Source organism: Streptomyces sp. H51, assembly GCF_035656535.1.
Lineage (GTDB): Bacteria > Actinomycetota > Actinomycetes > Streptomycetales > Streptomycetaceae > Streptomyces.
In genome coordinates, this window is the sequence record NZ_JAYMHD010000075.1 from 302,381 (window position 1) to 328,938 (window position 26,558).

Genomic DNA, 26,558 nt, shown 5'->3' on the forward strand with positions numbered 1-26,558 from the left:
TATCCGTACGAGCCCCCAGCCCGCACAATAGATGCGATGCCGGAATACGAATTTGTCGACGTGTACGTGCCGCGCGGGGTGTCCCGCAAGGACGCCACACGTCTGCTGACGGACCATGCCGAGTACGGTCACTGGGAGTTGGACCGTCTGAGCCTGATGCGCGACGGCAGCCGCAGGGTGCGGTTGCGTCGGCGGATCATCCGCCAGGTGCGCGCCACGTGGTGAGTTCGGGCGACGACGAAACGGAGCGGGCCCCGCCGAGGCGGGGCCCGCTCCGTTTCGTGCGTGCGAAGGGTTTACGCCCAGGCGCGGGCCTTGCGGTAGAGCACGGTGCCGGCCAGCAGCGCGCCCGCGCCGACCGGGAGGGTGACACCGAGCGGGAGGCCGCTACCCGTGTGGGCGAGCTGTGCGCCGCCTCCGGGCGGGGTGAGCGACCGGGTGCCCGGGTGGTTGACGTGCGAGGAGCCGCCGGGCGTCTGGCCACCCCTGGTGGGCGGCGTGTGGCCGCCGGGGTGGCCCGGCTGCTCGGGACCGCCGGGGTGGCCCGGGTGCTCGGGACCGCCGGGGTGCTCCGGCTGCCCGGGCGGGGGCGTCTGGTGGCCGCCGCCCGGAGGCGTGCCGTGGTGGTGGCCGCCGCCGTTGCCGCAGTGGTTGCCGGCGGCGGCGTTGCCGAGGCCGACGATGTCGACGGTGTTGCCGCAGGCGTTCACCGGCACGTCGACCGGGACCTGGACGTGGTTGCCGGAGCCGACGCCGGGCGAGCCGCCGGTGCGCCCGCCGGCCTGTGCGCCCCCGGAGCCGCCGTGCTCTCCGGAGTCGCCGTACCCGCCCGACGAGCCGCTGCCGCCGCCCTGGTTGACGCATGTGTTGCCGATCGCCGGGTTGAGCAGCCCGACGACGTTGATGGTGTTGCCGCACGCGTTGATCGGCACGTGCACCGGCGCCTGCACCGTGTTGCCCGACAGCACGCCGGGCGAGTCGGACGTGGCGCCGCTCGCGCCCGCGTCGGCGTGCGCGTATCCGCTCGCGGCGGCGATCACGCCGGTCGCGGCCGCCACGGTCATCAAGCCCTTACGGGTGGCCTGTCGCATCCCTGAATCCTCCCCTGCCTTCGAAATCTGACCTGGAACCAGCACCAACTGCCGGTCGGCTCCGGAGCGCATGGCACACGCTCCGGAGCCGACGGGCGTGAAAGACGGCCCTCAGCGGGCCGAGATCACTTGTTGACGCAGACGTTGCCGAAGGCGGGGTTCAGCAGCCCGATCACGGAGACCGTGTTGCCGCAGAGGTTCACCTGGGTGTGGACGGGCGCCTGGATGACGTTGCCGGAAGCGACACCCGGGGAGTGCACGGCGGCACCCTGAGCGCCCGAGTCGGCGACAGCCAGGCCCGCACCCGCGAGAACCAGACCACCGGTGGCAGCCGCAGCAGCGACGACCTTCTTGATCATTATTCCTCCTGGTTGGCAATGCGATCCCAAGCAGCGGATCGCATCACCTGTAACGAGGAGGCGTGAATGGAGCTACCAGCTTATGGTCGCATTCACTCTTCTCAGTCACGCCCGCACGCGCGGCCGATTAAAGGAGATCACGACGCGTCGATGAACCGGTCCAGGACACGCACACCGAACTTCAGTCCCTCCACCGGCACCCGCTCGTCGACCCCGTGGAACATGCCCGCGAAGTCCAGCTCCGGCGGCAGCTTCAGCGGCACGAAGCCGAAGCCGCGGATGCCCAGGTCGTCGAAGGACTTGGCGTCGGTGCCGGCGGAGAGCATGAAGGGGATGGCCTTCGCGGCCGGGTCCTCGGCCAGCAGCGAGGACTGCATGGCCTCCACGAGCGCCCCGTCGAAGGAGGTCTCCACGGCCTTGTCGGCGTGCACGTCCTCGCGTCGCACCTTCGGCCCGAGGATCCGGTCGAGGTCGGCGAGGAACTCCTCCTCGTACCCCGGCAGGAACCGCCCGTCGACGTGCGCGGTGGCCTCGCCCGGGATGACGTTGACCTTGTAACCGGCGCCCAGCTGCGTGGGGTTGGCGGTGTTGCTGAGGCTCGCGCCGATGAGCTTGGCGATGCCGCCGAGCCGGGCGAGGGTCGACTCCATGTCCTCCGGGTCGAGTTCGGTGCCGAGGGCGTCGCCGAGTTCGTCGAGGAAGGCCCGGGTCGTCTTGGTCACGCGCACCGGGAACCGGTGCCGTCCCAGCCGGGCGACCGCCTCCGACAGCTCGGTGATGGCGTTGTCCCGGTGGATCATCGACCCGTGCCCGGCGGTGCCCGCCACGGTCAGCTTCATCCAGTGCATGCCCTTCTCGGCCGTCTGGATCAGGTACAGCCGCCGCTGCTCGCTGACGGTGAAGGAGAAGCCGCCCACCTCGCTGATCGCCTCGGTCACGCCCTCGAACAGGTCCGGGTGGTGGTCGACGAGGTACCGGGCGCCGTACGTGCCGCCCGCCTCCTCGTCCGCCAGGAAGGCGAGCACGATGTCCCGCGGGGGCCTGCGCCCGCTGCGCAGCCGGTCGCGGACGACCGCCAGGGTCATCGCGTCCATGTCCTTCATGTCGACGGCGCCGCGTCCCCACACGCACCCGTCCTCGACCTCGCCGGAGAAGGGGTCGTACCTCCAGTCGGCCGCGTTGGCCGGTACGACGTCGAGGTGGCCGTGGATGAGCAGCGCGGGCCGGGAGGGGTCCTCCCCCTCGATCCGGGCGACCGTGGAGGCGCGTCCCGGATGCGACTCGAAGATCCGCGGTTCGAGACCGACCTCGGCGAGCTTCTCCGCGACGTACTCCGCCGCCGCGCGCTCGCCCGGCCCCGAGTGGTCGCCGTAGTTGCTGGTGTCGATCTGGATCAGCTCGCGGCAGAGGTCCACGACCTCGTCCTGACCGGTGACGCCGCCGGTCGTGTCCGTCTCGCTCACGCTGCTTCCTCCCGCTGTCACTGCTGGTGGTCCTCTCATCCTCCCCCCGCCGGCCTCCCGGCCCCAAGACCGGGCCCGGCCCGTCACACGCCGTTCACGCGGGGACGGGGGTGATCAGGGGCCCTCGAAAGCCTGGTAATGTTTCCTTCGTCGCCGCGGGGGAAACCCGCGCGACGCACACCTTGTCCGGGTGGCGGAATGGCAGACGCGCTAGCTTGAGGTGCTAGTGCCCTTTATCGGGCGTGGGGGTTCAAGTCCCCCCTCGGACACTGGATCCACTGTGCGGGCCGAGAGGACTCTCGGCCCGCACAGTGCGTTTTCCGGGAGTCGACGTGATCACTCCCACGGTCCGTGGTGCTGATCTTCGGTGAGGGAGCAAGTAGCATCGGCCGCGCCGGGAACGGGGCGCCCGCGGCGGGTGCCCGGTGGGGACCGAGGACGCGGGAGGCAGGTCGGAATGACGAGGTCATCGGAAGGCGGCCGGGATCCGCAGGGCGGCCTGCGCGATCTCGAGGCGATGCTGGACGCGGTCACCGACCAGGCCGTCATCAAGCTGGGTCCCGAGGGCGAAGTCGTCCGCTGGAGCCGGACCGCGCAGGCCATGACCGGTTACGGCTCCGACGAGATCGTGGGCCGGTCGGTGGCGGCGCTGCACACCGCGGAGGACCGCGACGCGGGACTGGTCGAGCAGGAGCTGGACGCGGCCCGGCAGGACGGCCGCCGGGCGTTCCAGGGCTGGCGGGTGCGCAAGGGCGGCGAGCGGTTCCTCGCCCGGGTCACGCTGACGCCGGTGCGGGAGGCGGACGGCAGGGTGACCGGCTTCGTCAAGACGCTCCAGGACGTCACCGAGAGCGCGCGGGCCGAGTCGCTGTTCCACGGCCTGCTGGAGTCGGCGCCCGACGCCATGGTGATCGTCGGCCCCGACGCCCGGATCGTGCTGGTCAACCGGCAGACCGAGGCGCTGTTCGGTTTCCAGCGCGACGAACTGGTCGGCCGGGAGATCGAGGTCCTGGTGCCGTCGCGGTTCCGCGACCGGCACGTCGGCCACCGCACGGGCTTCCTGCACGACCCGCGGCTGCGGCCGATGGGCGCGGGCCTGGAGCTGTACGGAATGCGCCGGGACGGCTCCGAGTTCCCCGTGGAGATCAGTCTGAGCCCGCTGGAGACCGCCGAGGGCCAGCTGGTGGCCGCCGCGATCCGGGACGTCACCGAGCGCCGGGAGACCGAGCAGCGGCTGCAGCGGCAGCGGGACGAGATCCTGGAGCTGTCGACGCCGGTCATCCAGGTCTGGGACAAGGTCCTGGCGCTGCCGATCATCGGCACCCTGGACACGCTGCGGGCGACGCGGCTGACCGAGGGCCTGCTGGAGAAGATCGCCCAGACCCAGGCCGAGGTGGCCATCCTGGACATCAGCGGGGTGCCCACCATCGACACGCAGGTCGCCCAGCACCTGCTGAAGACGGTGCAGGCGGCCGCGCTGATGGGCACGGTGAGCATCATGAGCGGGGTGCGCCCCGAGACCGCCCAGTCCATGGTGCACCTGGGCATCGACATGGGGCGCCTGCGCTCCCGCAACACCCTTCAGGACGCCCTGCAGCTGGCGCTGGCGGTGCTGGCCGAGCGGGCCGGCTCGGCGGAGCTGGCCGCGCGTGCGCTGACCGGGGGTGAGGTGTGATGACCGAGGACGTGGTGCCGGTCATGCAGATCGGCGACACGCTGCTGGTGGCGTTGCAGGGCGACCTCGACGACACCACGGTGATCCAGATCGAGGAGCAGCTCACCCGGGAGGTCGCGCGGACCTCGGCGAGCGGCATGCTGATCGACGTCAGCCGGCTGAGCGTGGTGGACTCCTTCATCGCCCGGGTGCTCGCCCGGATCGTGGCGATGGTGCGGCTGCTGGGCGCGCAGGCGGCCGTGGTGGGGATCCAGCCCGCGGTGGCCATCACGCTGGTGGAGCTGGGCGTCCCCATGGGGCACCTGGACACCGCGCTCAACGCCGAGCAGGGGCTGGCGCTGCTGCGACGGCTGCGCCGTGGCGACTCGGGTGCGGACCGCCCGTGACGACGGATGCCACGACCGGCCGCGAGGCCGACGCCTTCGCCATCGCCCACGAGGCCGACCTGATCCGTGTCCGCAAGGTGCTGCGCGCCGAGGCCGACGCGGCGGGTCTGAACCTGGTGGACGCCACGAAGCTGATCACGGCGGGCAGTGAGCTGGCCCGCAACATCCTCAACTACGCCACCGGCGGCCGCGGCCGCATCAGCGTGGAGCAGGTGTTCCGCCAGGGCCGCCGCGGGGTGCGGGCCACGTTCAGCGACGAGGGTCCGGGCATCGCGGACATCGACGCGGCGCTGACCGACGGTTTCAGCACCAAGGGCAGCCTCGGGCTGGGGCTGCCGGGAGCCCGGCGGCTGGTGGACGACATGACCCTCACCTCCGTCCCGGGGACGGGCACCACGGTGGTGATCGTGAAATGGCAGCGGTAGGGGCGACTGGGGTGCGACGGCGCTGAGCGAGAGCGAACACCAGCGGTACATGATCGCCGCCGAGGAGGACGTCGGTGCGCTGCGCCGGTCGGTCGCCCGGCTGTCGGCCGCGCAGACCGGGCTGCGTCCGGGCACGGCCGAGCTGGTCGCGACCGAGCTGGGCACGAACCTGGTCCGGCACGCCCATCCCGGCGGTTACGTGCTGGTGCGCAGGGCCGGGGACGGGATCGAGCTGCTGTCCGTCGACAGCGGACCGGGGATGACCGGCAGCGTCCTCGCGCCGGCCGCGGACGACGCCGTCCCCGCCCGGACGGGTCCGTTCCGGGGCGGCGGGCTGAACGCCGGGCTGCGGGTCGTACGCCGGAACGCGGTCGAGTTCGACTGGTACTCCACGCGGCGCGGCACGGTCGTGTACGCGCGGCTGGGCTCCGCGGCGCCCGATCCGGACGCCCGGTGGCGTTTCGGCGGCGTCAACGTGCCCTACGGCGGGGACGGGGAGTCGGGGGACGCCTGGACGGTCGCGCCCGGCCCGGCGCTGGCCGCGCTGGTGGTCGACGGTCTGGGGCACGGTTCCGGCGCGGCCGCCGCGTCGCGCGCCGCGGTCACCGCGTTCGAACGGCACCCGGTCACCGATCTGGAACGGTTCGTCCGGCAGGCGCACGAGGCGATGCGCGGCACCCGGGGCGGTGTGCTGGGCACCTGCCTGATCGACGCCGGCCGGGGCGAGCTGTCGTACGCGGCCGTCGGGAACATCACCGGGCGGGTGTACACCGGTGCCCGGTCCGTGCATCTGCTGGACCGGCCCGGCACCCTGGGCACCCACCTGCCCGTGCCCGGCACCCGGATCCAGCGCTGTCCCTGGGAGCCGGGATCGGCCCTCGTCCTGGTCTCGGACGGGATCCGGTCCGGCTGGAACCTGGAGGAGCACCCGCTGCTGACGCGGCGGCATCCGGCGATCGTCGCGGCGGTCGTGCAGCGGGACTTCGGCCGGCCCACGGACGACGCCACGGTGCTCGTGGTCCGCGGCACCGACCGCGTGGCATGATGATCGGGTCGCGGGTGACGGAGGCGAAGGGCGGTCCTGACATGGAGAATCCGCGCGACCTCCGGGCCGAAGGAGGCGCACACTCCGCGGTCGCCGACGAGGCGGCCGGCGGGCGACCGCAGCCGGACACGCGTGACCGGCTGCTCGACGAGCTGCGTCAGGAGCTTGAGGACACCAACCGGGGTCTGATCGCCCTGCACACCGAGCTGGAGGCCGCCCGGGCGGCCGAGGCCCGGCTCGCGGCCATCGTGGCCTCCTCCGACGACGCCATGCTCTCGGTGGACCGTGCCGACCGCGTCGAGACCTGGAACCCGGGCGCCGAGCGGCTGTTCGGCCGCAGCGAGCGGGACGTCGTGGGCCGGTCGGTCGACGACCTGATGCCGGACGCGGCACTCGCCGCCTACCGTTCCGCGGTGGAGCAGATCCGTTCGCGGCAGCACGCCGAGCCGCACCAGAGCAGCTGGCGCCGTGCCGACGGCACCGAGGTCGACGTGGCCGTCACGGTGTCCGCGATGCGCGACCCCGAGGGCGACCTGGTCGGTTTCTGCACCGTGGTGCGCGACATCACCCAGCAGCTCGCCGCCCAGGCCGAGCTGGCCGCGGCGCGGGCGGACCGCGAGGTGATGGCCGAGCGCGAGCGCATCGCCCGCGACCTGCACGACATGGTCATCCAGCGAGTGTTCGGGGCCGGTCTGGCGCTGCAGAGCATCGCCGCCCGTGGCGCCGACGCCGACACCGCCGGCCGGGTCAACCGGGTCATCGACGAGCTCGACTCCACCATCCGGGAGCTGCGCAACACCATCTTCGACCTCAACCAGCCGACGCAGAAGGCGGCCAGCCTGCGCGCCCAGGTCATCGACGAGACGTCCTCGGCGCAGCACCGGCTCGGGTTCGCGCCCGCGGTCGCGTTCGAGGGCCCGGTCGACGCCGCGCTGCCGGACGAGACGGCCGCGCACCTGCTCGCCGTGGTGCGCGAGGCGCTGTCCAACATCGCGCGGCACGCCCGGGCCACCGCCGTCCAGGTCACCGTGCACGCGGCGGACGAGCTGCTGCTGGAGGTGGTCGACAACGGCCGCGGCATCGGCCGGCCCACCCGCAGCAGCGGTCTGACCAACATGCGGCGCCGGGCGGAGAAGCTGGGCGGCGCCTTCGAGGTGGCCGACCGGCCGGAGGGCGGCACCCGGCTGTGCTGGCGCATTCCGCTCAGCGCGGCCGGATCGCCGCCGCCGTCCCGGCCCGCCGCCCGGATCGGATAGGGCACCCCGGCGGTGCGGCTCGGCCCGGCAAACAGGGCCGACCGGCCCTAAACCCCGGTGCTGTCCGGGCGAGACCATGGCCGGATGGTGGATGGGGACGGCTTCCGTGTGCTCGACCGGCACGAGTGTCTGCGCCTGCTGACCAAGGTGCCGGTCGGCCGTGTCGTGTACACGCGTCAGGCGCTGCCCGCCGTTCTGCCCGTCAACTTCTCCCTGGACGACGACTTCTCCGTGCTGCTGCGCACGTCGGCGGCGTCGGATCTGGTGCGCGCGGTGGACGGGGTCGTGGTCGCTTTCGAGGCGGACGACTTCGACGCCGAGGCCCGGTCCGGCTGGAGCGTGGTCGTCACCGGCCGCGCCTGCGTGGTGACCGACCCCGCCGAGCACGAGCGCCTGACCAGGACCGGCCCGCGCTCCTGGATGCCGTTGCCGGAGGGCGTCTTCGTGCGGATCGAGGCGGAGATCGTCACCGGGCGTGAGCTGAAGGGCGTCCGCGGCTCCGGGTGAGGGGGCCGAAAGCCACCGGGATCACGGGCCGCTCGGCCCTGCCGCCGTGTTGATCACGCCTGCCATCCTGTGATCGAAGCACCGCACACTTGTTGTACGACCAGGAGGTCCTGCCATGACCCGTACCGTGACCGTCGGACTCGACGGATCGCCCGCGAGCCTCGCGGCCGCCGAATGGGCCGCTCGTGAGGCCGAGATGCGGGGTCTCCCGCTGCACCTGGTGCACGCCTGGGACTGGCAGCGGTACGCCGAGCCGGCATCGGAGGACTCGACGCACCAGCACTGGGCGCTGCGGATCCTGCGCGAGGCGACGGAGCAGCTGCACCGTGGTCACCCCGGCCTGACGATCACCTACGAGCAGGTGTCGCAGGCGCCCGGGACGGCGCTGCTGGGGGCCTCGGAGGAGGCCGACCCGCTGGTCATCGGCTCCCGTGGGCTGGGCGGCGTCACCGGCTTCCTGGTCGGCTCCGTCGCTCTCGGCGTCGTCGCCCAGACCGACCGGCCGATCGTCCTGGTGCGTTCGGGCACGCGCCCGGAGGACGAGCGCCGGCCGGACGCGGAGGGCCGCCCGTCGGCCGAGACGCCCTACCGGGACGTCGTGCTCGGGCTGGACCACGAGCACCCCGACGCGACGGTCATCGCGTTCGCGTTCGAGTCGGCGTCCCGCCGCGCGGCGCGGCTGCGCGTGGTGCACGGCTGGAGCCTGCCGCCCTACTTCGCCTACGGGGCCGCCACCGACCAGGCGCTGAACGAGGAGCTGGCCCGTCAGGAGGCGGGCGCCGTCAAGGCCGCCCTGGCGCCGTGGCGGGAGAAGTTCCCCGGTGTGGAGGTCGTCGAGGACGCCGTGATAGGCAACGCCGGCGGTCATCTGGTGGACGCCGCGGCCGACGCGTCGCTGGTCGTGGTGGGCCGGCGCATCCGGCGTACCCCGCTCGGCGCGCGGATCGGGCCGGTCGCGCACGCCGTGCTGCACCACGCCAAGGCGCCCGTCGCGGTGGTTCCGCACGAGTGACCCGGCGGCCCGGTACGAGTCCGCTCGGCGCGGGTTTCGTGAAGGTGCTCGGCTCGGCCCGTACGAGGCCGCTCGGCGCGGGTTTCGTGAAGGTGCTCGGCTCGGCCCGTACGAGGCCGCTCGGCGCGGGTTTCGTGAAGGTGCTCGGCGCGGCCCGTACGAGGCCGCTCGGCGCGGGTCCGTGAAGGCGCTCTGCGCGGCCCGTACGAGGCCGCTCGGCGCGGGTCCGTGAAGGCGCTCTGCGCGGCCCGTACGAGGCCGCTCGGCGCGGGTTCCGTGAAGGCGCTCTGCGCAGCCCGTACAAGGCCGCTCGGCGCGGGTCCGTGAGGACGTCCGGAGCGAGTCCGTGAGGACGTCCGGAGCGAGTCCGTGAGGACGTCCGGCGCGAGTCCGTGAGGACGTCCGGCCATGGCCGCCCCGCTTCGGCGGGGCGGCCTTCGCGCGTCCGCGGGGCGGGAGCGGGAGCCGGGTCCTCCGGCTCCCGTGCGTGGCCGGACGGCCGTGACCGGGCGGCCGGCCCGAGGCCGGGAGGTGGCGGGACGGCCGGACTCGGTGGGGCGGTTCGGTCCTGCGGGCAGGACGCTCGGCCCCTGCACCGGCGGAGCGCCGCGCGGGAGCCTGAAAGAGCATCGGGGCCACCGGCCGTCCGGAACGGTCCGCGAGGACGGGACGGTCACGCGCCGCCCGGTCGGCACAGCAGAACTCCGTCACGCCTGTTCGTGGACGGTGGGCGAGAAGGGAGTGGTCGTGATGGCCCGCATCGTCGGCGAGGTGATGACCCGCGAGGTGGTCGAGGCTCACCGGGAGACGTCGTTCAAGGACATCGCCCGGCTGCTGGCCGAGCACCGGATCAGCGGGCTGCCCGTGGTGGACCACGACGACAAGGTCCTCGGGGTGGTCTCCGAGACCGACCTGATCCGCCGCCAGGCGGCCGGGCCCGCCGACGGCAAGGCGCGGCGGCTGCGGATACTGCCCGCGCCGCGCCGTGCCCGGCGCGCGGCCGCCGTCGCCCGGGCCACCACGGCCGGGGAGATGATGTCGAGCCCCGCGGTCACCGTGCACCCGGAGCAGGCCGTCGAGGTCGCCGCGCGCATCATGGAACGCCACGGCGTCGACCGGCTCCCGGTGGTGGACGAGGAGGACCGGCTGATCGGCATCGCCACCCGGCGGGATCTGCTGCGGGTCTTCCTGCGCTCGGACGAGGAGATCCGCCAGGACGTGATCGACGAGGTGCTGACCGGCACGATGTGCCTGCCGGCGTACGCGGTGAACGTCTCGGTCCGGGACGGCATGGTCACGCTCGACGGGCAGGTGGAGAACCGCACCGACGTCCCGCTCGTGATCCGGCTGACGTGGCGGGTGGACGGGGTGGTCGGCGTCGTGAACGGTCTGACGTACCGCGACGACGACACGCGTCCGCCCGAGCGGCACCCGTCCTCCGGGGCGAGCACCGCCGGAAGGAGCTGATCGTCATGACGACCCTCGCGGCGTCCCCGGGCACCCCGGTCCGCGTGGATGCGGAGCCGGACGAGCCGCTGTCCCGGTGGCTGTGGCTGGTGAAGTGGATCCTGCTGATCCCGCACTACGTGGTGCTGTCCTTCCTGTGGATCGCGTTCCTCGTGGTGAGCGTGGTCGCGTTCTTCGCCGTCCTGTTCACCGAGCGCTATCCGCGGGCCCTGTTCGACTTCAGCCTGGGGGTGCTGCGCTGGAGCTGGCGGGTGGCCTACTACGGGTACGGGGCCCTGGGCACCGACCGGTACCCGCCCTTCAGCCTGGGTGAGGAGCCGGACTATCCGGCGCGGCTGGACGTCGCCTACCCCGAGCGCCTTTCCCGCGGCCTGGTGCTGGTCAAGTGGTGGCTGCTGGCGATACCGCACTACCTCGTCCTCTGCTTCTTCCTCAGCGGCGTCAATCTCGCCTGGTGGGGCGGCGGGCTGGTCGCCGTGCTGGTGCTGATCGCCGCCGTGACGCTGGCGTTCACCGAGGAGTACCCCAGGTCCCTGTTCGACCTGGTCATGGGCCTGGACCGGTGGGCGCTGCGGGTCGCCGCGTACGTCTGCCTGATGACGGACAGCTATCCGCCGTTCCGCCTCGACATGGGGGGCGCCGAGCCGGGCACGGGGACGGCGGGGACGGCAGACGCGGTGGAAGAACGGCCGTGACCACGGCCCCGGTGGCGCCGGTCCGGTGCGGAAGGCGGTCCGGCGCGGCCCCCGGCTCGCCGGGTGCAGCACAATGGGGCGCATGTCCCGACGTACCTCCCGGCCCCGCCCGCAGCAGGGCTCCGCGCCGGCCCCCAGGCCCGGCTGTCCGTGCGGTCGCGCGGAGACGTACCAGGAGTGCTGCGACCGCTTCCACCGGGGCGAGGCCGCGGCGCCGACGGCCGAGGCGCTGATGCGCTCGCGCTACGCCGCCTTCGTGCGCCGCGACGAGGCCTACCTGCTGCGCACCTGGCACCCGCGCATGCGCCCCGCGCGGGTCGACTTCGACCCCGGCATGCGCTGGACGGGGCTGGAGATCCTCGGCACCGCCGACGGCTCGGCGTTCCACGCCACCGGGACGGTGACCTTCCGCGCGTCCTACCGGGGCGGTTCGCTGCACGAGCGCAGCCGGTTCGAACGGGTCGACGGGGCGTGGGTCTACGTCGACGGGGACTTCCTCGGCTGAGGCGGCCGGAGGGCGTTACGGCGCCAGGACGTCCAGTTCCCGCAGGGCGCCCACGGTGATCTCCCGGGTGAGTCGCTCCGCGCGCTCCGCGTCGCCCTCGCGCACCGCTTCGGCGACCTGGACGTGGAGGGTGACGGCGGCCGGGTCGGGGTCCTCGAACATGACCTCGTGCTCAGTGCGGCCGGCCAGCACCTCGGCGACGACGTCACCGAGACGGGCGAACATCTCGTTGCCGGACGCGGTGAGGATCACCCGGTGGAAGGCGATGTCGTGGACGAGGTAGCCCTGGAGCCGGTGGCCGCGTGAGTTGGCCACCATGCCGAGCGCGCACTCGGTGAGTTCGGCGCACTGCTCGGGGGAGGCGTGCCGGGCGGCCAGTCCCGCGGCGACCGGTTCGACCGCCGAGCGCAGCACCGTGAGCGAGCGCAGCTGCCGCGGGCGGTCGGCGCCGGCCAGCCGCCAGCGGATGACCTGCGGGTCGTAGACGTTCCACTCGGCGGTCGGCCGCACCGTGACGCCCACCCGGCGACGCGACCGCACCAGGTGCATCGACTCGAGGACGCGCACGGCCTCGCGCATCACCGAGCGTGACACCTCGAAACGCTGCGCCAGCTCGTCCGTGCGCAGGACGCTGCCCGGCGGGTACTCGCCCGCGGTGATCGCGGGGCCGAGGGTGTCCAGTACGCGGCCGTGCAGCCCCCGGCCCGTTGTGCTCATGCACTCAGCGTACGGGGCGCGTCACGGCCAGAAAAAGTCAGACTTATTTGTCACAGCCCCTTGAATTCGTCGTACCTAATCGGCTTCAGTGGCGTCGGCAATCAGGTGTCGACGAGGACAGCAGACAGTGAGGCAGCCATGAGCACCCCCCAGGTCGTCGTCGTGATGGGCGTAGCGGGCACCGGGAAGACCACCATCGGTCCCCTGCTCGCGGCCCGGCTCGGCGTGCCGTACGCCGAGGGCGACGACTTCCACCCGTCGGCCAACATCGCCAAGATGTCGGCCGCGATCCCGCTCGGTGACGCGGACCGGTGGCCGTGGCTGGACGCCATCGGCGCCTGGGCGCACGACCGGGAGGGGCTGGGCGGGGTGGTCAGCTGCTCGGCGCTGAAGCGGTCGTACCGCGACCGGCTCAGGGCCGCCGCTCCCGGCGTCGTCTTCGTCCACCTCACCGGCGACCGGGCGCTCGTCGAGGACCGGATGTCGCACCGGCAGGGGCACTTCATGCCCACGGCGCTGCTCGACTCCCAGTTCGCCACGCTCCAGCCGCTCGGGCCGGACGAGGCGGGCGTCGAGGTGGACGTCGTGGGCAGTCCCGCGGAGATCACCGAACGGGCCGTCGGCGCGCTGGCCGCGCTGTCCCGCCCGGCCCGTTAGCAGCGCCTCGCCCGGCCCGATCCGGCAGTGCCCGGCCCGGCCCGGTGGTACCGGGCCGGGTCTCGCCCGACACCACTCCCCCGTCCCCCGTCCCCCGTACCTGCAAGGGAAACCGTGACCAGACTCAGCGTCGAGATGCTGGCAGCGGACGTGCCCGAGCCGATCACCTCGGCCGGTCACGCTCAGCTGGGCATCGCCGTTCTGGCGGGCATCGCCGTCATCGTCCTGCTCATCACGCGGTTCAAACTGCACGCCTTCCTGGCGCTGACCATCGGATCGCTGGCGCTCGGCGCGATCGCCGGGGCGCCGCTCGACAAGGCGATCACCAGCTTCACCACCGGGCTCGGCTCCACGGTCGCCGGCGTGGGCGTGCTGATCGCCCTCGGCGCGATCCTCGGCAAGCTGCTCGCCGACTCCGGGGGCGCCGACGAGATCGTCGACACGATCCTCGCCAGGGCGGGCGGGCGCGCGATGCCGTGGGCCATGGTGCTGATCGCCTCGGTGATCGGTCTGCCGCTGTTCTTCGAGGTCGGCATCGTGCTGCTGATCCCGGTCGTGCTGATGGTCGCCCGGCGCGGCAACTACTCGCTGATGCGTATCGGCATCCCTGCGCTCGCGGGCCTGTCCGTGATGCACGGGCTGGTGCCGCCGCACCCCGGACCGCTGGTCGCGATCGACGCCCTCCATGCCGACCTCGGCGTCACCCTCGCGCTCGGCGTGCTGGTCGCCGTCCCCACGGTGATCGTCGCCGGTCCGCTGTTCTCGAAGGTCGCCGCCCGCTGGGTGGACGCGCCGGTCCCGGAGCGGATGCTGCCGCCGCGTGCCTCGGCGGAACTGGAGCGGCGGCCGGGCTTCGGGCCGACGCTGGCCACCGTGCTGCTGCCGGTCGTGCTGATGCTGTCCAAGGCACTGGTCGACCTGGTGATCGACGACCCCGCGAACACCACCCAGCGCGTCTTCGACGTCGTGGGCTCTCCGCTGATCGCACTGCTCGCCGCCGTCATCGTCGGCATGTTCACGCTGGGCCGGGCCGCCGGCTTCGGCAGGGAGCGGATACAGCGGACGGTGGAGAGCAGCCTGGCGCCCATCGCCGGCATCCTGCTGATCGTCGGCGCGGGCGGCGGTTTCAAGCAGACGCTGATCGACTGCGGGGTGGGCCGGATGATCCTGGACATCTCCGAGGACTGGTCCATACCGGCCCTGCTGCTGGGCTGGCTGATCGCGGTCGGGATCCGGCTCGCGACCGGGTCGGCGACCGTGGCGACGATCTCGGCGGCCGGCCTGGTGGCCCCGCTCGCGGCCGACATGTCGACCGCGCACGCCGCCCTGCTGGTCCTCGCCGTCGGCGCCGGCTCCCTCTTCTTCAGCCACGTCAACGACGCCGGGTTCTGGCTGGTGAAGGAGTACTTCGGGCTGAGCATCGGGCAGACCGTCAAGAGCTGGTCCGTCATGGAGACGATCATCTCGGTGGTCGCCGGCGGGCTGGTCATGCTGCTGTCGCTGGTCATCTGAGACGGGCCGGGGACCTGCCTGGGCGGTGACGTCCCGGCACGGCCCCGGCCCGTCCTCTCGCCCTCGCCCTCGCCCTTCGTCAGTACCGCCACAGGGGGTGCTCCCGGTCGGCCCACTCGCGGCTGACCGTCCCGGTCCGCAGCCCGCGCCGGGCCTCCGGGTCGCCGAGCGCCATGCCGATGTGGCCGGCGAGGACGACGCCGACGGTGAGGGCCAGCCAGTCGTGGACGAAGGTCGCGCCGGTGCGCCACCTGATCGGCGTGAGATGCGTGAACCACATCATCAGGCCGGTGCCCAGCATCACCAGCGTCGCCCCGGCGATCCAGGCGGCGTAGACCTTCTGCCCGGCGTTGAACTTGGCCGCCGGGCGGGCGGAGCGGCGCTTGTCGCGGCGCAGGACCGCGCGCAGCCAGAGCCGGTCGTGGGGGCCGAAGCGGTTGAGCCGGCCCAGGTCGGCCCGGAAGCCGCGGGAGAACAGGCCCGCCAGGACGGGCAGGGGCAGGGCGAGGCCGGCCCACTCGTGGACGCGGACGACCAGCTCGCGGCGGCCGGCCAGCTCGGCGAGTTCCGGGACGTACAGGAAGGCGGCGGTGACCACGCACACGCCCATCAGGGCGGCCGTGGTGCGGTGCACCCACCGCTGGACCGGGCCGAACCGGCGGACCCCGGCGACCGGCGGCGTCCTCGCCTCAGCTCGTGGGGTCATCGTCCCGCCCGTTCGACCGGCCGACCCAGGCGTCGACGTCGTAGCCGCGTTCCTCCCAGTAGCCGGGCCGCACGTCCTCGGTGACGGTGATGCCGGACAGCCACTTGGCGGACTTGTAGAAGTACATGGGCGCCACGTAGAGGCGGACCGGGCCGCCGTGGGCGTGGCCGATGTCCTCGTCCCGCATGCGCAGGGCGACCAGGACGTCCGCGCGGCGGGCCTGGTCGAGGGTGAGACTCTCGGTGTAGGTGCCGTCGAAGCAGGTGAAGCGCACCGCCCCGGCCCCCGCCCGCACTCCGGCGGCGTCGAGCAGCCGGGACAGCCGCACCCCCTCGAAGGGCGTGTCGGGCACCCGCCAGCCGGTGACGCACTGGACGTCCCTGACCAGCCGGGTCTGCGGCAGGGCGCGCAGTTCGGCGAGCGTGTAGGAGGCGGGGCGTTCGACGAGGCCGCCGACGGTGAGGCGGTAGCCGGAGGCGCTCTTGCGCGGTACGGAGGAGGCGACCGAGTAGTAGCGGAAGCCGCCGCCGTTGGGCAGCAGCCCGGTCAGGCCGGTGGGGTCCTTGTCGGCGGCGCCGCCGAGGAACGCCTCCAGGCCGCGTTGCAGGGTGGGCGCGGCGAGGACGCCGAGGGCGCCCAGGCCGAGGGTGCCGAGGAAGACGCGGCGGCCGACCGGTGCGCCGCGTTCCTCGGGCGGTTCGGGGTTCACCCCTCCATTCGAGCACCCGCGGCCCCGGCCGGGCCAGGGAACGCGGGTGCCCGTCAGAGTTCCGTCATCTCTTCGCCGGCCGTCGGCGCCGGCCGGGGCCCGGGGGTCATCCCCCGCCGAGCACGGCGGCGCGGGCGGCACGGAAGGCGGGGTAGGGGTCGCGGCCGGGGTAGGACCAGGGCGCCGGGGTGGCGTGTTCGCCGATGCGGTGGAACAGGGCGGCGGCCTCCGCGCCGCTGCCCTCGCAGACCTTGGCGTGGGCGAGGTAGTTCAGGTCGATCAGACGGCGCGGGTGCCCCTCGTGCTCCCACTCCAGCCACCAGTCGAAGGCGGCCTTCAGCACCTGCCCGGCCCGGTGCCCGCTCCAGTGGTCCGAGGCGGCCGGGTCGGCGGGTTCGTGCCCGGCGAGGGCCAGCGCGCGGTAGCGCTCGGCGTGCGCGACGACCGGCAGGACGGCGAGCGGCGAGTCGGCCGGGGCCTGCGCGGCGGCCCAGTCGGCGAAGTCGTACACCTCGTGCAGCGGGTCGGGACCGGCGTCGGCGTGGCGCTCGGCGAGGCGGGCGATCATGAGGTGGTGGGCGTGGTGGTGGTCGGCGTACCGGCCGCGGATCTCGCCGAACAGGCGTCCGACCTCGTCGTCGGCGCCCGAGGCGCGTTCCAGCATCAGCATCCCCAGCCACGGGGTGGGGTCGGCGGGCAGGCGCGCGGCGGCGGCCCGGCAGGCCTCGCGGGCCCGGTCCGGTCTCTCCTTGCCCCGCAGCGCCCGCTGCACCAGGGACAGCGCGAGCAGGACGGCGGCGTCGGCGCAGCCGGGTTCGGTGACCATCCAGTCCCGGGCCCAGGCGGAGCTGTAGGGCTCCAGGGCGAGGACGGTCACCCGGTGTCCCCGGCGGTCCCAGTCGTCGCCCGTGTGCGCCAGCAGGGTGCGGGCGGCCTGCCAGCGCCCCTGCGCCAACGAGGCTTTCGCGGCGACGAGTTCGTCGTCGTCGAGGGCGGCGTCAAGGGCCTGGGCCGCGCCTTTGCGGCCCCTGCCGAGAGATGGCGGGGGTGGGGACACCGCGGGACTTCCTCACGCGACGCGGCTCGCGTCGGGGTTCCGGTTTGCCGTCGACTGATCACGCACAGCAAACCCTCGGCAAAGACTCACGTCAAGGCCCGGACTTCCGTTACTCGCGTCAACGTCCGTGCCGGTGGGAGCACTTGCCGGGCGGCCGAGGCCGTGCGCCGGTGCGCCCCGCCCCGCCGTGTGGCGTACGCCCCGCCGTGTGGCGTACGCCCCGCCCCGCCGTGTGGCGTACGCCATGGCGCGGCCGGTCGGGGCGTCGGACCATGGCGGCACGGTCACGCCCCGCGCCCCGACCGGGCGGCGCGCCGTGGCCGGGTCGATGTCTTCGCCGGCTCCCGGGGCACTCCCGTGCCCGGGACGCCACAGTCGGCCGCCAACCGCCCCGTAGCCCGGCCGAACTGATCGAGGTACGCAGCGTGTCGGTTCTGGTTCTCCTTCTCGCCGTGAGCGCTGCCTGCTGCCTGGGCCTCGGATTCGTGCTCCAGCAGAACGCGGCCCAGCGGGCGCCGCTGAGCGACTTCCTCTCGCCTCGGCTGCTCCTGGACCTGATGAGGGTTCCGCGCTGGCTGGGCGGTACGGCGCTCATGGTGGCGGGCATGGCCCTGGGCGCCGTCGCGCTCGGCCAGGGCGAGGTCTCCTTCGTGGAGCCCCTCCTCGCCACGAACCTCCTGTTCGCTCTCGCACTCTCCCGCAGGCAGACCGGGCAGCCACTGGGCCGCCAGGGCTGGGCCGGCCTCACCCTGCTGGCGGGCGGGGTCACCGCGTTCATCGTGGCGGGCGAACCGCGCGGCGGTACCGCGGTCGCCGACCCGCTGCGCCACTGGCTGATCATCGGTGCCGTGGTCGGGCTCGCGCTGCTGCTGACCGCCTGTGCCAAGCGCTCGCGCCTGAGCTCGGCGCCGGTCCTGCTGTCCCTGGCGGCGGGCCTGCTCTACGGCGTCCAGGACGCCCTCACCCGGATCAGCGGCCAGCGCTTCTCGGCCGGCGGCCTCACCGACCTGGTGACCGGCTGGCAGCCGTACGGCGTGCTGGCGCTCGGCGTCACCGGCCTGGTGCTGGTGCAGAGCGCCTTCGAGACCGCGCCGCTGCGGATGTCCCTGCCGGCCCTGACCGCGGCCCAGCCGCTGGCCGGCATCCTGTGCGGGGTGGGCTTCCTCGGCGACCGGCTGCGCACCGACACCGGGGCGCTGGCCTGGGAGGCGGCCGGGCTCGCGGCGATCGTCACGGGCATCGTGCTGCTCGGGCTGCACCCGGCGATGCCCGCCGGCACGGCGAAGCCGGAACGGGTCCGCGACCTGCAACCGCAGTGACCGACCGGCCCCGGCGTGCCGCTCCGGTGCCCCCGGTAGCGGTGTGCTGCCCGGGTGCCCCCGCGAGCGGCGTGCTGCTTGGATGCTCCCATGAGCGCTGCTGACGAGATCATCGACATCGTCGACGAGAACGACCGCGTCGTCGCCCGGTCCCCGCGCGGCGAGGCGTACGCCAGGAGCCTGCGCCACCGCTGCGCCTTCATCCTGGCCCGCGACGCCAAGGGCCGTGTCTTCGTCCACCGCCGCACCCCGACCAAGCTGGTCCACCCCTCCCTCCACGACATGTTCGTCGGCGGCGTGGTCGCGGCCGGCGAGTCCTACGACGAGGCGGCGCTGCGCGAGGCGGAGGAGGAACTGGGCGTGAGCGGCCTGCCGAGCCCGCGGTTCCTGTTCAAGTTCCTCTACGACGACGGCGCGGGCCGCAGCTGGTGGTCGGCGGTGTACGAGGTGCGCTGCGAGATGCCGGTCAGCCCGCAGGCCGAGGAGGTGGCCTGGCACGCGTTCCTGACGGAGGACGAGGTGGAGCGGCGGCTGACGGAGTGGGAGTGGACGCCGGACGGCCTGGCGGCCTACGAGCGGTTGAAGGCCTTCCGGTCGATGGGCTGACCCGCCGCCTCCCACCATTAGCCGCCTCCCCGGCACCCGCCGCCTCCCACCATCCGCCGCCTCCCCGGCACCCGCCGCCTCCCACCATCCGCCGCCTCCCCGGCACCCGGCGCTTCCGCGACACCCGCGCCTCCGGGCGGCCCGCTTGCCCGCGGGGAGCCCGATAGGGTCGCGGCGTGATCGACGCATGGGTACGGAACGTCAGCCTGTGGTTCGCCCCGGAGCGGATCCGGGACGAGGGCACGACCCCCGACTACCGGTTCTCGCTGGCGAACGAACGCACCTTCCTGGCCTGGCTGCGCACCGGGCTCGCGCTGATCGGCGGAGGCTTCGCGGTGGACCAGTTCCTGCCCGATCTGGGCCGGGGCTGGCGCGTCGGGCTGGCGCTCGCACTGCTGGGGGCGGGCGTGCTGTGCGCCCTGCGCGCGGTCAACCACTGGGTGCGCTGCGAGCGGGCCATGCGGCGGGGCGAGGACCTGCCGGTGTCGCGGTTCCCGGCGGTGCTGGGCGTGGTGGTCGCCGTCGTCGCCGTCGCGATGGTCGTCGTCGTGCTCGTCGGGTGGGAGGGGTGAGCGCGCCCGCGGGCCGGGAGCGGGATCCCGGGCTACAGCCCGAGCGCACCCGGCTGGCCTGGCGTCGTACGACCCTGTCCAGCGCCGCCGTCGCCGTCCTCGCCGTGAAGACGGCCCTGCACGAAGGCCCCTCCGCATCCGGCATCGCCGTGGGCGCGCTGTGCTGCCTGCTGTGGGCGGTGTTCCTGCTGCTGGCCCACCTGCGCATCCGCGCCCTCGCCGCGACGCCCGGGCCGTCCACGCTCGGCCCGCGCCACGCCGCCACCGCGGTCCTGTGCACCGTGGCCCTGGCGCTGTGCGGCGCGGCGCTCGTCCTGTAGGGCTCTCCGGGACCGGCCCGCCGTGGTTCCGATCACGTTGGGCGCCCGCACTGGACGGCATACCGACCAGTCGGCATGATGGTCGCGTCAGTCATGTTCACGCGCGCCCAAGGAGCACCGATGAGCCCCGACCATCCGCCAGGTCTCGATCTCGACCGGCTGCGCGGCCTGCTCGACCGTGAGCGGCCCGGCCTGGTGCAGGCCCCCCTGACCGGCCGGCTGATCGAAGGCGGGCGGTCGAACCTGACGTACGCGGTCGAGGACGGCGTATCGAAGTGGGTCGTCCGCCGGCCGCCGCTCGGGCACGTCCTCGCCACCGCCCACGACATGAAGCGCGAGCACCGGGTGATCAGCGCACTGCACCCGACGGCCGTACCGGTGCCGACCCCGGTACTGCTGTGCGAGGACGAGGAGGTGCTCGGGGCGCCGTTCTACGTCATGGAGTTCGTCGAGGGCACCCCGTACCGCACCGCCGACCAGCTCGCCCCGCTGGGCGAGGAGCGCACGCGGCAGGCGGTGCTGTCGCTGGTGGACACACTGGTCGAGTTGCACGGCGTGGACCCGGCCGAGGTCGGCCTGGCGGACTTCGGGCGCCCGGAGGGCTTCCTGGACCGGCAGTTGCGGCGGTGGGGGAAGCAGCTGGACGCCTCCCGCAACCGCGCGCTGCCCGGCATCGACGAGCTGCACGCGGCACTCGGCCGGCAGCTGCCCGTGTCCCCCGCGCCGACCGTCGTGCACGGCGACTACCGGCTGGACAACGTCCTGATCGGCGACGACGACGTCATCAAGGCGATCCTCGACTGGGAGATGTCGACGCTCGGCGACCCGCTCACCGACCTGGGCCTGCTGGTGATGTACAGCACGCCCCTGGGCATGCCCGACTCCCCCGTCTCCACCACGGCCCAGGCCCCCGGCCACCCGTCCCCTGCCGAGCTGATCGAGCGCTACGCCGCCCGCTCGGGGCGGGACGTCTCGGCGGTCTCCTGGTACACGGCGTTCGCCTGGTTCAAGCTCGCCGTGATCCTCGAGGGCATCCACTACCGCTACACCCTGGGCCAGACGGTCGGCCGCGGCTTCGACCGCATCGGCGATCTGGTCCCGGTCTTCATCGAGCACGGTCTGACGACTCTCCAAGCAGGACTCCAGGAAGGCTGACTGGCCATGGACTTCGCGTTCGACGCACGCACCGAGGAGCTGCGCGCCAAACTGCTCGCCTTCATGGACGAGTACGTCCATCCGGCCGAGGCGGTGGCGCAGGAGCAGCGCGCCGCGCTGGCCTCCCCGTGGGACACCCCGGCCGTGGTCGAGGAGTTGAAGGCCGAGGCACGCCGGCAGGGGCTGTGGAACCTCTTCCTGCCCGACGCCGAGTACGGCGCCGGCCTGACCAACCTGCAGTACGCCCCGCTCGCCGAGATCACCGGCCGCTCGCCGCAGCTCGCGCCGACCGTGACGAACTGCGCGGCGCCGGACACCGGAAACATGGAGGTGCTCGCGCAGTTCGGTGACGAACGGCAGAAGAAGCAGTGGCTGGAGCCGCTGCTGGCGGGCGAGATCCGCTCGGCGTTCGCGATGACCGAGCCGGAGGTGGCCTCGTCGGACGCGACGAACATCACCACACGGATCGAGCGGGACGGCGAAGATTACGTCATCACCGGGCGCAAGTGGTACATCTCCGGCGCGATGGACCCGCACTGCAAGATCTTCATCGTGATGGGCAAGACGGACCCGGACGGCCCCGACATCCGCCGCCAGCAGTCGATGGTGCTGGTACCGCGGGACACCCCGGGCGTCACCGTCACGCGCGCGATGAAGGTCTTCGGCTACGAGGACCACTACCACGGCGGTCACGCCGAGGTGGTCTTCGACCACGCGCGCGTGCCGGTGTCCAACCTGATCGGCGAGGAGGGCGGCGGTTTCGCCATCGCGCAGGCCCGGCTCGGCCCCGGCCGCATCCACCACTGCATGCGGCTGATCGGCATGGCCGAGCGGGCGATCGAGCTGATGTGCCGCCGCGCGGTGGCGCGTCAGGCCTTCGGCAAGGCGCTGGCCCAGCAGGGCGTGGTGCACAACTGGATCGCGGACGCCCGGGTCACCGTCGAGCAGCTGCGGCTGCTGGTGCTGAAGACGGCCTGGCTGATGGACACCGTCGGCAACCGGGGCGCGCACACCGAGATCCAGGCGATCAAGATCGCCACCCCGCGCGCGGTCGTGGACATCCTCGACCGGGCGATCCAGCTCCACGGCGCGGGCGGCGTCAGCCAGGACTTCCCGGTGGCGGAGCTGTACGCCGCCGCGCGGACCCTGATGATCGCCGACGGCCCGGACGAGGTGCACCAGCGTTCGCTGGCCCGGCGGGAGCTGAGGAAGTACCTCTGAATTGCGGAAGTACCTCTGAGCGTCAGTGATTCGGGGGCGGCCGCCGCTGGGCGGCCGCCCCTTACGCCTTCCCCGCCGAAGACCGCCGAAGACCGCCGAAGGCAACCGAAGGCAACCGCAATCTTCCTCACCCCTGGCATGAACGCGATACTTCGGCCATGAGACGCTTACCGAAGGCCTGGCGCTGGCCGGTGGCCGGCCTGCTCGTGGCCGTTGTCGGCTCGATGGTGCTGCCGATGAACAACGTCCTGTGGTACGTGCTGGGGTGCGCCATGATGCTCACCTTGCTGGTCGGGATCGCGCACCGAGAGGTGCCGTTCGGGCTGGCGCTGGCGCAGTGGCGGCTGGGGCCGGACGACGAGTCGCTCCTCCGGGCCCGTCTGGCGTCGGCCGTGCAATGCGCCCAGCAGGGCAGCACCGGTCTCGCGGTGGAACGGCTGGAGGCCCTGGTGCCGGACCTCGCCGCGGCCCTGGGGGACGACCACACGCTGACGCTGCAGGCACGCTTCATCGCGCTGCAGCTGCGGAGCGAGCACGGCCACGTGCCCGACCGCGTCGCGGCCATGGAGGGCCTGAGCGAGGAGATGAACGCGGCCCTCGGTCCCGGCGACCCGGAGGCCCTGGCGGCCCGCATCGTCCTTGCCGAGTGGCTGAAGGAGGACGGCGACACCGACGCCGCCCAGGAGGTGTACCGGCAGGCCGTCAGCGTCGGCACCCAGGAGCTGGGGGCGGACCACCAGATGACCCTGATCGCTCGCGGTTCGCTGGCCGTCATGCGGCACGACACGCCGGGCGTCGGCCGGAGCGCCGCGCTGGAGGAGCTGGCCGCGGTCGTGCGCGACATGGAACGGGCGCTCGGCGCCTCGCACCCGAACACCGTCTCCACCCGGCGTCTCCTCGACCAGTGGACCGCCGCCTGACCGGCCCCGGCTCGCGCGTGGGCGCGGGCGCGGCAGGGGCGCACCGGCTCCGGCGGCTGCGTGAACGGGGCCTCGGCGCCCGGCGCTTCAGGGGCGCAGGGCCCGCAGCAGCAGGTCGGCCAGGTGGTCGGCGACCTCCTGCGGGGTGAGCGGACCGTCGGGGCGGTACCAGGTCGACAGGTGGTGGACGGAGCCGAAGTGGTAGTCCACCACGAGATCGGCCGGGGTCGCCCGGGAGAAGACGCCCGCCTCCTGGCCCTCCTCGACGAGCGCGCGGAAGCGTTCGTGGTAGCGCCGGCGCTCGGCACGCACCTGCTTGTTCTTCTCAGGGCTCAGGTGGTGCATGGAGCGGAAGAAGATCGACGCGTCGTCGAGGTTCTCGATCGTCGTGACGACGACGTCCGCCGCCGCGGCCCGCAGCCGCTTCTCGACCGGTTCGTCGGAGTCCGCGAAGGCGTCGAGGCGCTCCTGCTGGAGGCGCAGCACGCGCGCGTACACCTCGTGCAGGAGGTCGTCCTTGGAACCGAAATAGTGGTACAGCGCACCCTTGGTGACACCGGCCGCCTCGACGATCTCCTGCACGGAGGTGCGGTCGTATCCACGGTCGGCGAATAGCCGGGTGGCGGCGGCCAGAAGCCGCTGCGGAACGGGTGCTCCGTCACCGTCCGTCGTCCTGGGCACTGCCGCCACCTGCCTTTCCGTGGGTCTACCGGCTGCTCTGCCTGCGAGAACGCAGTTCCCGCCGGAGGATCTTCCCACTCGCCGTCTTCGGCAGGTCGGGCAGGATCTCCACCTGCCGCGGGTATTTGTAGGCGGCCAGTCTCTCCTTGCAGTACACCGCGAGTTCATCCGGGTCCGTCCCGGCGCCCGGACGCAGGCTGACGTACGCCTTGACGGTCTCGCCGCGGTAGCCGTCGGGCACCCCGACGACGGCCGCCTCGCGCACCGCCGGGTGCGTGTGCAGGACGTCCTCGACCTCGCGCGGCCACACCTTGAAGCCGGACGCGTTGATCATGTCCTTCTTCCTGTCGACGACGTACAGCCAGCCCCGCGGGTCCATGAAGCCGATGTCGCCGGTGCGCAGTTCGCCCGCGGGGAAGGTCTCGGCGGTGGCCTCCGGGCGCCGCCAGTAGCCGGGCACGACCTGCGGCCCGCTCACCACGATCTCGCCCTGCTCGCCGAAGGGCACCTCCCGCCCCTCGTCGTCGACGATCCGGACCACCGTCCGGGGGCCGGGCAGGCCCACCGCCAGCGTGCCGGACGCCGGGTCCACCGGTGCCTCGAGGTGCGGCGGCACGGAGGCGCAGGGCGCGGTGCACTCGGTGAGCCCGTAGCCGTTGCGGAGGTACGGCCCGAAGTCCGCCCGGAACCTCTCCACCAGCGCGGGCGGCACAGGGGCGCCGCCGGAGGAGATGACGGCGAAGGAGGAGAAGTGGTCCGGGGTGGCGGCCGGGTGGGCGGCCAGCGCCATGAAGGCGGTCGACGGGCCGACCGTGAAGTGCGGCCGGTGCTCGGCGAACGCGTCCAGGACGACGCCCGCCTCGAAGCGGTACGTCAGCACGAGCGTGCCCGCGCTGACCAGGCAGGCGCCGAGCTGGCAGACCATGCCGGTGATGTGGAACAGGGGTGCCAGGGCGTAGTGGACGGGCGCCTCGGGCAGGGCGAGGCCGGTCCGCTGCCGCTCGGCGTTGTACATGATGTTGCCGTGCGTGTTGGTGGCGCCCTTGGGCGTGCCGCTGGTGCCCGAGGTGTAGCTGATCAGCGCGATGTCGGACGGGGCGGCGGCACGGACCTCGGGGGCCGGGTGACCGGCCCGGGCGACGGCGGTCAGGTCTTCGGCGTCCGGGGCCTGCGGCAGCCGTTCGAAGCCCAGCACCCGTTCGTCGCCGCGGGTCTGGAAGTCCAGCTCGCAGGCGGTGAGCACGATCCGCACCGGCGAGTCGGCCGCCGTCTCGCGCAGGTAGGACTCCCACGCCCGGTCGGAGCAGACCAGCGCGGCCACCTCGCCGTCCCGCAGGACGTGCGCGACCTCCCCCGACTTGTACATGGGGTTGACCGGCACGACGATCGCGCCCGCCTTCCACGCGCCGAGCAGCGCGATCACGAAGTGCGGGGAGTTCTGCAGCAGGACCGCCACCCGGTCGCCGGGCCGCAGCCCGCGGGCGGCGAGGTGGCCGGCGACGGAGTCGCTCAGCTCGTCGGTCTCGCGGTAGCCGAGCCGCCCGTCGAAGTAGGTCAGGAAGGTGCGGTCGGGGGCCTCGGCGACGCACCGGGCGAGGGCGTGCACGAGGGAGTCGGCCGGGTCGACCGGGGCGCGCTGGGCGTCGTTCAGCAGGGCGAGCCAGGGCTTGGCCGCGTAGCGGGAGCCGGTCACCGCAGCTCCTCCCATTTCTGCTGGATGCGGTTCATGTTGGTCAGCCAGTGGTCCGGCTCGGCGGCCCTGGCCCGGTAGAACGCGGCGACCTCGGGGTGCGGCAGGATCAGGAAGCGGTCCTCCTCGATCCCCTCGAACAGGGCGTCCGCGACGTCCGCCGGGTCGATCGCGGTGGGCCTGAGCACCAGGTCGCCCGCGCTGCCGGTGGCGGACAGCATGTCGGTGCGGACCCCCTGGGGACAGATGGCGTGCACCTTCAGGCCGCGGTGGCGGTACGTCAGCGACAGCCACTCGGCGAAGGCGTAGGCGCCGTGCTTGGTGACGCTGTAGGAGGGGGCGCCGATCATCGTCAGCAGGCCGGCCGCGGAGACGGTGGACACGAAGCGTCCGCTGCCGCGCTCCAGCCAGGCCGGCAGCAGCGCGTGCGCCGCCCGCACGTGCGCCATGACGTTCACGTCCCAGGCCAGTCCCCAGGACTTCTCGTCGACGGGCTGTTCGAGGTCCCCGTCCTCCAGGGCGACGCCGGCGTTGGCGCAGTAGACGTCCACCGTGCCGCCGAGCGCCTCGCGGGCGTCGGCCACGATCGCGGAGGCGTCGCCCGGCACCGCGATGCCGCCGATCTCCCCGGCGACCGCCTCGGCCCGGCCGGCGTCCAGGTCGTTGACGACGACCCGGGCCCCTTCGGCGGCGAACCGGCGGGCGAGCGCCGCGCCGATGCCTCCCCCGGCCCCCGTGACGACCACACCGGCACCCTGAACGGCTTCCACCATCGATCTCCTTCGACTGCGGCTCTGCGGCCCGGCCAGACTAACCGGTCGGTATGTGGC

At 73.2% G+C, this 26,558-nt stretch carries 31 protein-coding genes and 1 tRNA gene; 22 read left to right on the top strand and 10 right to left on the bottom strand.

Features of this window, described 5'->3' with window-relative positions; genetic code table 11:
* The first annotated feature begins 36 nt into the window (after positions 1-36).
* On the top strand, positions 37-225 hold the full coding sequence (locus tag VKA29_RS28015; RefSeq protein WP_007380901.1) for a DUF5703 family protein: 189 nt from the start codon (positions 37-39) through the stop codon (positions 223-225).
* A 71-nt stretch (positions 226-296) separates the two neighbouring features.
* Here VKA29_RS28015 and VKA29_RS28020 read toward each other — a convergent pair whose 3' ends face one another.
* The 3 genes from VKA29_RS28020 to VKA29_RS28030 form a co-directional block, all read right to left on the bottom strand.
* Positions 297-1,091, bottom strand: a complete 795-nt coding sequence (locus VKA29_RS28020; RefSeq protein ID WP_324788771.1) for a chaplin — start codon at positions 1,089-1,091, stop codon at positions 297-299.
* A 125-nt stretch (positions 1,092-1,216) separates the two neighbouring features.
* On the bottom strand, positions 1,217-1,450 hold the full coding sequence (gene chpH, locus VKA29_RS28025; protein ID WP_324788772.1) for a chaplin ChpH: 234 nt from the start codon (positions 1,448-1,450) through the stop codon (positions 1,217-1,219).
* A gap of 137 nt (positions 1,451-1,587) precedes the next feature.
* Positions 1,588-2,913, bottom strand: a complete 1,326-nt coding sequence (locus VKA29_RS28030; protein ID WP_324788773.1) for a M20/M25/M40 family metallo-hydrolase — start codon at positions 2,911-2,913, stop codon at positions 1,588-1,590.
* 184 nt (positions 2,914-3,097) lie between these two features.
* Here VKA29_RS28030 and VKA29_RS28035 point away from each other — a divergent pair.
* From VKA29_RS28035 to VKA29_RS28090, 12 genes are all read left to right on the top strand, one after another.
* Positions 3,098-3,182, top strand: a tRNA-Leu gene (locus VKA29_RS28035).
* A gap of 188 nt (positions 3,183-3,370) precedes the next feature.
* Positions 3,371-4,588, top strand: coding sequence for a PAS domain S-box protein (locus tag VKA29_RS28040; protein ID WP_324788774.1), 1,218 nt, complete (start codon positions 3,371-3,373; stop codon positions 4,586-4,588).
* Positions 4,588-4,974 carry an STAS domain-containing protein gene (locus tag VKA29_RS28045; RefSeq protein WP_324788775.1) on the top strand — a complete coding sequence of 129 codons (387 nt, stop codon included), beginning with the start codon at positions 4,588-4,590 and terminating at the stop codon, positions 4,972-4,974. The genes VKA29_RS28040 and VKA29_RS28045 overlap by 1 nt, the downstream gene beginning before the upstream one ends.
* Positions 4,971-5,399 carry an anti-sigma regulatory factor gene (locus VKA29_RS28050; RefSeq protein WP_324788776.1) on the top strand — a complete coding sequence of 143 codons (429 nt, stop codon included), beginning with the start codon at positions 4,971-4,973 and terminating at the stop codon, positions 5,397-5,399. Before VKA29_RS28045 ends, VKA29_RS28050 begins: the two co-directional genes overlap by 4 nt.
* 49 nt (positions 5,400-5,448) lie before the next feature.
* Positions 5,449-6,444, top strand: coding sequence for a SpoIIE family protein phosphatase (locus VKA29_RS28055; RefSeq protein ID WP_324788777.1), 996 nt, complete (start codon positions 5,449-5,451; stop codon positions 6,442-6,444).
* Positions 6,445-6,485: 41 nt separating this feature from the next.
* Positions 6,486-7,700: a PAS domain S-box protein gene (locus VKA29_RS28060; protein ID WP_324788778.1), complete on the top strand. Its 1,215-nt coding sequence runs from the start codon at positions 6,486-6,488 to the stop codon at positions 7,698-7,700.
* 84 nt (positions 7,701-7,784) lie between these two features.
* Positions 7,785-8,207, top strand: a complete 423-nt coding sequence (locus VKA29_RS28065) for a pyridoxamine 5'-phosphate oxidase family protein (protein WP_324788779.1) — start codon at positions 7,785-7,787, stop codon at positions 8,205-8,207.
* A 115-nt stretch (positions 8,208-8,322) separates the two neighbouring features.
* The gene (locus tag VKA29_RS28070; protein WP_324788780.1) at positions 8,323-9,219 is read left to right on the top strand and encodes a universal stress protein; all 897 of its coding nucleotides are present in this window, start codon (positions 8,323-8,325) and stop codon (positions 9,217-9,219) included.
* Positions 9,216-9,404 carry a hypothetical protein gene (locus VKA29_RS28075; RefSeq protein ID WP_324788781.1) on the top strand — a complete coding sequence of 63 codons (189 nt, stop codon included), beginning with the start codon at positions 9,216-9,218 and terminating at the stop codon, positions 9,402-9,404. Before VKA29_RS28070 ends, VKA29_RS28075 begins: the two co-directional genes overlap by 4 nt.
* Positions 9,405-9,969: 565 nt before the next feature.
* A complete protein-coding gene (locus VKA29_RS28080) occupies positions 9,970-10,686 on the top strand; it encodes a CBS domain-containing protein (protein ID WP_324788782.1) in 717 nt (238 codons plus the stop codon).
* 5 nt (positions 10,687-10,691) lie between these two features.
* Positions 10,692-11,381: a DUF4389 domain-containing protein gene (locus VKA29_RS28085; protein ID WP_324788783.1), complete on the top strand. Its 690-nt coding sequence runs from the start codon at positions 10,692-10,694 to the stop codon at positions 11,379-11,381.
* Positions 11,382-11,454: 73 nt separating this feature from the next.
* Positions 11,455-11,886, top strand: a complete 432-nt coding sequence (locus VKA29_RS28090; RefSeq protein ID WP_324788784.1) for a YchJ family protein — start codon at positions 11,455-11,457, stop codon at positions 11,884-11,886.
* 15 nt (positions 11,887-11,901) lie between these two features.
* Here the strand turns inward: VKA29_RS28090 and VKA29_RS28095 are convergent, their stop codons facing one another.
* A complete protein-coding gene (locus tag VKA29_RS28095) occupies positions 11,902-12,603 on the bottom strand; it encodes a FadR/GntR family transcriptional regulator (RefSeq protein ID WP_324788785.1) in 702 nt (233 codons plus the stop codon).
* Positions 12,604-12,741: 138 nt separating this feature from the next.
* Here VKA29_RS28095 and VKA29_RS28100 point away from each other — a divergent pair, with 138 nt between their 5' ends.
* Entirely contained in the window at positions 12,742-13,260 is a 519-nt protein-coding gene (locus tag VKA29_RS28100) for a gluconokinase (RefSeq protein WP_324788786.1), read from the top strand.
* Positions 13,261-13,374: 114 nt separating this feature from the next.
* Positions 13,375-14,772, top strand: coding sequence for a gluconate:H+ symporter (locus tag VKA29_RS28105; RefSeq protein WP_324788787.1), 1,398 nt, complete (start codon positions 13,375-13,377; stop codon positions 14,770-14,772).
* A 79-nt stretch (positions 14,773-14,851) separates the two neighbouring features.
* Here VKA29_RS28105 and VKA29_RS28110 read toward each other — a convergent pair whose 3' ends face one another.
* The 3 genes from VKA29_RS28110 to VKA29_RS28120 form a co-directional block, all read right to left on the bottom strand.
* The gene (locus VKA29_RS28110; RefSeq protein ID WP_324788788.1) at positions 14,852-15,478 is read right to left on the bottom strand and encodes a cytochrome b/b6 domain-containing protein; all 627 of its coding nucleotides are present in this window, start codon (positions 15,476-15,478) and stop codon (positions 14,852-14,854) included.
* Positions 15,462-16,187 (bottom strand): molybdopterin-dependent oxidoreductase, encoded by a 726-nt coding sequence (locus VKA29_RS28115; RefSeq protein WP_324788789.1) that lies wholly within the window; start codon positions 16,185-16,187, stop codon positions 15,462-15,464. Before VKA29_RS28115 ends, VKA29_RS28110 begins: the two co-directional genes overlap by 17 nt.
* 106 nt (positions 16,188-16,293) lie before the next feature.
* A complete protein-coding gene (locus VKA29_RS28120) occupies positions 16,294-17,244 on the bottom strand; it encodes a hypothetical protein (protein WP_324788790.1) in 951 nt (316 codons plus the stop codon).
* Between the two features lie 425 nt (positions 17,245-17,669).
* On the opposite strand from VKA29_RS28120, the gene VKA29_RS28125 reads away from it, so the two are divergent.
* From VKA29_RS28125 to VKA29_RS28155, 7 genes are all read left to right on the top strand, one after another.
* The gene (locus tag VKA29_RS28125) at positions 17,670-18,563 is read left to right on the top strand and encodes a DMT family transporter (protein WP_324788791.1); all 894 of its coding nucleotides are present in this window, start codon (positions 17,670-17,672) and stop codon (positions 18,561-18,563) included.
* A 90-nt stretch (positions 18,564-18,653) separates the two neighbouring features.
* Complete coding sequence (locus VKA29_RS28130; protein ID WP_324788792.1) at positions 18,654-19,169, top strand: NUDIX hydrolase; 516 nt, start codon at positions 18,654-18,656, stop codon at positions 19,167-19,169.
* Between the two features lie 179 nt (positions 19,170-19,348).
* Positions 19,349-19,741 (top strand): YidH family protein, encoded by a 393-nt coding sequence (locus VKA29_RS28135; RefSeq protein ID WP_324788830.1) that lies wholly within the window; start codon positions 19,349-19,351, stop codon positions 19,739-19,741.
* Positions 19,738-20,061 (top strand): DUF202 domain-containing protein, encoded by a 324-nt coding sequence (locus VKA29_RS28140; RefSeq protein ID WP_324788793.1) that lies wholly within the window; start codon positions 19,738-19,740, stop codon positions 20,059-20,061. The genes VKA29_RS28135 and VKA29_RS28140 overlap by 4 nt, the downstream gene beginning before the upstream one ends.
* Positions 20,062-20,181: 120 nt before the next feature.
* Positions 20,182-21,216: a phosphotransferase family protein gene (locus tag VKA29_RS28145; RefSeq protein WP_324788794.1), complete on the top strand. Its 1,035-nt coding sequence runs from the start codon at positions 20,182-20,184 to the stop codon at positions 21,214-21,216.
* Positions 21,217-21,222: 6 nt separating this feature from the next.
* Positions 21,223-22,437 carry an acyl-CoA dehydrogenase family protein gene (locus VKA29_RS28150; RefSeq protein ID WP_324788795.1) on the top strand — a complete coding sequence of 405 codons (1,215 nt, stop codon included), beginning with the start codon at positions 21,223-21,225 and terminating at the stop codon, positions 22,435-22,437.
* Positions 22,438-22,595: 158 nt separating this feature from the next.
* Entirely contained in the window at positions 22,596-23,357 is a 762-nt protein-coding gene (locus VKA29_RS28155; protein ID WP_324788796.1) for a tetratricopeptide repeat protein, read from the top strand.
* Between the two features lie 87 nt (positions 23,358-23,444).
* Here VKA29_RS28155 and VKA29_RS28160 read toward each other — a convergent pair whose 3' ends face one another.
* From VKA29_RS28160 to VKA29_RS28170, 3 genes are read right to left on the bottom strand one after another with little or no spacing between them, the layout of a single operon-like run.
* A complete protein-coding gene (locus VKA29_RS28160) occupies positions 23,445-24,038 on the bottom strand; it encodes a TetR/AcrR family transcriptional regulator (RefSeq protein WP_324788797.1) in 594 nt (197 codons plus the stop codon).
* Positions 24,039-24,063: 25 nt separating this feature from the next.
* The gene (locus VKA29_RS28165; RefSeq protein WP_324788798.1) at positions 24,064-25,731 is read right to left on the bottom strand and encodes a class I adenylate-forming enzyme family protein; all 1,668 of its coding nucleotides are present in this window, start codon (positions 25,729-25,731) and stop codon (positions 24,064-24,066) included.
* Positions 25,728-26,501, bottom strand: coding sequence for an SDR family oxidoreductase (locus VKA29_RS28170; RefSeq protein ID WP_324788799.1), 774 nt, complete (start codon positions 26,499-26,501; stop codon positions 25,728-25,730). The genes VKA29_RS28165 and VKA29_RS28170 overlap by 4 nt, the downstream gene beginning before the upstream one ends.
* Between the last annotated feature and the right edge of the window lie 57 nt (positions 26,502-26,558).

Bases quoted from the DNA above. Each gene is read 5' to 3' on its own strand.
- VKA29_RS28060 (WP_324788778.1), top strand. From the start codon at position 6,486: ATGGAGAATCCGCGCGACCTCCGGGCCGAAGGAGGCGCACACTCCGCG.
- VKA29_RS28145 (WP_324788794.1), top strand. From the start codon at position 20,182: ATGAGCCCCGACCATCCGCCAGGTCTCGATCTCGACCGGCTGCGCGGC.
- VKA29_RS28130 (WP_324788792.1), top strand. From the start codon at position 18,654: ATGAGCGCTGCTGACGAGATCATCGACATCGTCGACGAGAACGACCGC.
- VKA29_RS28020 (WP_324788771.1), bottom strand. From the start codon at position 1,091: ATGCGACAGGCCACCCGTAAGGGCTTGATGACCGTGGCGGCCGCGACC.
- VKA29_RS28055 (WP_324788777.1), top strand. From the start codon at position 5,449: ATGATCGCCGCCGAGGAGGACGTCGGTGCGCTGCGCCGGTCGGTCGCC.
- VKA29_RS28155 (WP_324788796.1), top strand. From the start codon at position 22,596: ATGAGACGCTTACCGAAGGCCTGGCGCTGGCCGGTGGCCGGCCTGCTC.
- VKA29_RS28080 (WP_324788782.1), top strand. From the start codon at position 9,970: ATGGCCCGCATCGTCGGCGAGGTGATGACCCGCGAGGTGGTCGAGGCT.
- chpH (WP_324788772.1), bottom strand. From the start codon at position 1,450: ATGATCAAGAAGGTCGTCGCTGCTGCGGCTGCCACCGGTGGTCTGGTT.
- VKA29_RS28040 (WP_324788774.1), top strand. From the start codon at position 3,371: ATGACGAGGTCATCGGAAGGCGGCCGGGATCCGCAGGGCGGCCTGCGC.
- VKA29_RS28095 (WP_324788785.1), bottom strand. From the start codon at position 12,603: ATGAGCACAACGGGCCGGGGGCTGCACGGCCGCGTACTGGACACCCTC.
- VKA29_RS28100 (WP_324788786.1), top strand. From the start codon at position 12,742: ATGAGCACCCCCCAGGTCGTCGTCGTGATGGGCGTAGCGGGCACCGGG.
- VKA29_RS28110 (WP_324788788.1), bottom strand. From the start codon at position 15,478: ATGACCCCACGAGCTGAGGCGAGGACGCCGCCGGTCGCCGGGGTCCGC.
- VKA29_RS28070 (WP_324788780.1), top strand. From the start codon at position 8,323: ATGACCCGTACCGTGACCGTCGGACTCGACGGATCGCCCGCGAGCCTC.
- VKA29_RS28170 (WP_324788799.1), bottom strand. From the start codon at position 26,501: ATGGTGGAAGCCGTTCAGGGTGCCGGTGTGGTCGTCACGGGGGCCGGG.
- VKA29_RS28090 (WP_324788784.1), top strand. From the start codon at position 11,455: ATGGGGCGCATGTCCCGACGTACCTCCCGGCCCCGCCCGCAGCAGGGC.
- VKA29_RS28085 (WP_324788783.1), top strand. From the start codon at position 10,692: ATGACGACCCTCGCGGCGTCCCCGGGCACCCCGGTCCGCGTGGATGCG.
- VKA29_RS28150 (WP_324788795.1), top strand. From the start codon at position 21,223: ATGGACTTCGCGTTCGACGCACGCACCGAGGAGCTGCGCGCCAAACTG.
- VKA29_RS28065 (WP_324788779.1), top strand. From the start codon at position 7,785: ATGGTGGATGGGGACGGCTTCCGTGTGCTCGACCGGCACGAGTGTCTG.
- VKA29_RS28045 (WP_324788775.1), top strand. From the start codon at position 4,588: ATGACCGAGGACGTGGTGCCGGTCATGCAGATCGGCGACACGCTGCTG.
- VKA29_RS28015 (WP_007380901.1), top strand. From the start codon at position 37: ATGCCGGAATACGAATTTGTCGACGTGTACGTGCCGCGCGGGGTGTCC.